This is a genomic window from Arachnia propionica (assembly GCF_003932785.1).
Taxonomy (GTDB): domain Bacteria; phylum Actinomycetota; class Actinomycetes; order Propionibacteriales; family Propionibacteriaceae; genus Arachnia; species Arachnia propionica_B.
This window is the reverse complement of record NZ_RQYT01000084.1, coordinates 1-2,669: the sequence shown is the minus strand read 5'-3', so window position 1 is coordinate 2,669 and position 2,669 is coordinate 1. Positions and strand designations below refer to the sequence as shown.

At 68.3% G+C, this 2,669-nt stretch carries 3 protein-coding genes; all 3 read left to right on the top strand.

Annotation, left to right across the window (positions count from 1 at the left end):
• Positions 1 to 182: hypothetical protein (locus tag EII35_RS16285; RefSeq protein WP_221739791.1), on the top strand; the 182-nt coding region annotated here is incomplete at its 5' end.
• Between the two features lie 575 nt (positions 183 to 757).
• Complete coding sequence (locus tag EII35_RS15270) at positions 758 to 2,119, top strand: SWIM zinc finger family protein (protein WP_260465153.1); 1,362 nt, start codon at positions 758 to 760, stop codon at positions 2,117 to 2,119.
• Positions 2,116 to 2,669 (top strand): DUF6493 family protein (locus EII35_RS15265; RefSeq protein WP_221739790.1); only part of this gene is annotated, 554 nt, incomplete at its 3' end. The genes EII35_RS15270 and EII35_RS15265, both read left to right, overlap by 4 nt.

The following is a 2,669-nucleotide window of genomic DNA, read 5'->3' as shown; positions in this document are numbered from 1 at the left end:
AGTCTCCGGCGGGGTTTGAGTATCTGGTGCATGCCACTGGCGGCACGATGTGTCTCCGAACTCCGGAACCAGAACCCAGGGTGGAGGAGCCACCCCCGCCCTGGCTGGATCCGCCCGAACCCCCAGAGACCAGGCCAGTGGAATCCGAAGCCTGGGAATGGATCCAATACGCCCTGTACTGAAAACCCTCTTCCCACCCCGCTGGTCGAACTGAGGGCTCCTCCCTTCCCGGTGGTCGAGCCGGGACCCGAAACGAAGTGGGGGACCTGTGTCGAGACCCGGCGAGAGTTCGCAGAAACCCCTTGCGGAGGTCTCGACACGGACGGCTCGCGATGCTCGCGGTCCGGCTCGACCAGCGGAGAGGGGCCGACCCGGGTGCACATGCTGTCCGAACACCCGTCCTCCCTCCCCAAGCCGAGGGCTCCCCACCCCGCTGAGCGAGACAGCCTCTACCCCCGCTGGTCGAGCCGGGACGCGGAACGTAGTGGAGGGGCCCGTGTCGAGACCCCGTGAGGATTCGCAGACACCCCTGCGGAGGTCTCGACACGCTCGCTTCGCTTCGCGGCTCGACCAGCGGAAAAGTGTCGACCTGGGCGCCCGTGCTGCCCGTCGTCGGCTCTCCTGTTCTCCGCTGGTCGAGACCCCTGAGGATTCGCAGGGACCATTGCGGAGCTGCTGGACGACTGAGTGACAGCCCGGCAGGGAGAAATGTCGGTTCCACCCGGTAGCGTTGCGGCACTGGAACGAGGAGGTCCTGTTGACTGAGCTTGCCTATGACTATGCCAGGCAGTCCGAGCTGCATCAGGCAGCCGGACGATCCGATCTGGACCTGGCCACCAGCGGTGGCCTGACCCCGGAAGGTCGGGTGGCCCATCCGCACTTCTTCTCCGGTTTCGTGGAGCACCCACCCGCTGTGGCGGCCGCCCTTCTCGTCCTGGCGCGGGTGGCCAGGACCCGGTTCTACGTGCCGCCCGGCATGCTCGCGGCCATCCTTCGCGCCGCCGACCCAGTGGTCACTTCCAGCCAGGAGGGCCTGCGCTTCGAGTCGTTCAGTGCCTGCTGCGGGGTCTATGCCCGGCTCGACCTGGAGGCGACCTCCCTCGACGCCGAACATCTCGGCGTCGGCGTCACCAACGTGGACTTCAATCCTCCGGTCCGTCAGGCCCTGTCCGCGCTGAACGCCGTCGACCCGCTGCACCTGAGTGTCGGTCACGATCACGTGAGGGTCCGCACCCTCGACCACGACGTCGTGGAGGAGAAGGTGAAGCTGCCGTCCCGGTGGTTGCGCAGCTTCGCCGAGACCCAGTCCATCCTCGGCGGGATGGAGCCGCAGCTCGACGTGGACAGGCTCGGCGCCACCCGCCTCATCCAGGCCCTGCCGAGGAACTCCGCCACCAAGTCGGTGTCCTGGGTGACACCGACGGGGCGTGGACACCGGCTGGCCACCCGCCCCACGACAGGGTCGGTGTGCCTGGCGGGGCCGGAGCGGCTCCGGGTGCTGGAGCCGATGCTTAGACACGCCACCCGGCTGCGGGCCTGGTGCGCCCCCGTCGACGCCACATCCACCCCGAGGGCCAGCGCCTGGGCCCTCGACATCCCCGGGGGCCGCATCAGTGTCGTGCTGAGCCCGGACAAGTCACGCGGCTTCTCGGGGGAGGGCACCACCCTCGACGATCTGCGTCGCGACCAGGTGGAGGCCGACGCCGACCTCATCAGCGCTCTGCTGGCCTTCGAGCCGCGGATCGACGTCGCGGCCCTCGCAGCAGGCGCGGGATTGGAGCGTGACAAGGTGCTGGGCGCATTGTCGCTGCTGGCGGCGTCCGGGCAGGTCGGCTACGACCTCCACGCGGACGCCTACTTCCACCGGCCGCTGCCGATGATCGACGGCGTGCTGGAGGCCCATCATCCGAGGCTGGTCAAGGCCCGGGAACTGGCCCAGGCCGGGGCCGTCGAGATGGTGGACCCCGGGCTGGCGCACGTCACCTCGAAGGACACCCGGCACGAGGTCCGCATGAATGACGCGGAGAGCTGCAGCTGCCCGTGGTACGCCCGCCACAGACTGGACCGCGGCCCCTGCGCCCACATCCTGGCCGTGCGTATCGTGAAGGAGGAACAATGAGTCTGTTCTGGTGGAATCGGAGGGGGAAGCTGCAACAGCTCCTCGCTGACCCCGCCCTCACCCTGGAGGACCTTCACCGGGCTGAACAGGAGTACGTCCCGGCGGAGGACCCGCAGCCCATCACCCGTGAGACGGTGGAGTGGATGGCGCAGGCTTGGCCGCAGAGCGCGGACTTCGTGCCGCTGCGGCTCGCCGAGCTGTTCGAGGGGCTGGAGCTGGACCACGACGACACCTACGTGCTGGCGATGGTCTCCGCGCTGGGGGAACGCTATGAAACCAATATCCGGGAGTTCATGCTCCGCCACGACCACGATCTCAGGGAGAACGTCTTCTGGCGGATCTTCGAGGTGGAGGGCGGCGGGGAGGTCTCGCTGGCCAATGTCGACAAGTTCTCCCGCGAGGAGGCGGGCTGGCAGGCCAGCGTGCTGACCCTCGTTCATGAGGGGACCCTGGATCGTGCCCGGGTGTTGCGGTGCTGCCTGGAGGCGCTCACCCGGGATTTCTCGTCGTATCGGGCGGGGTGGTTCTCGAGGATGTGGACGGCGTTGGA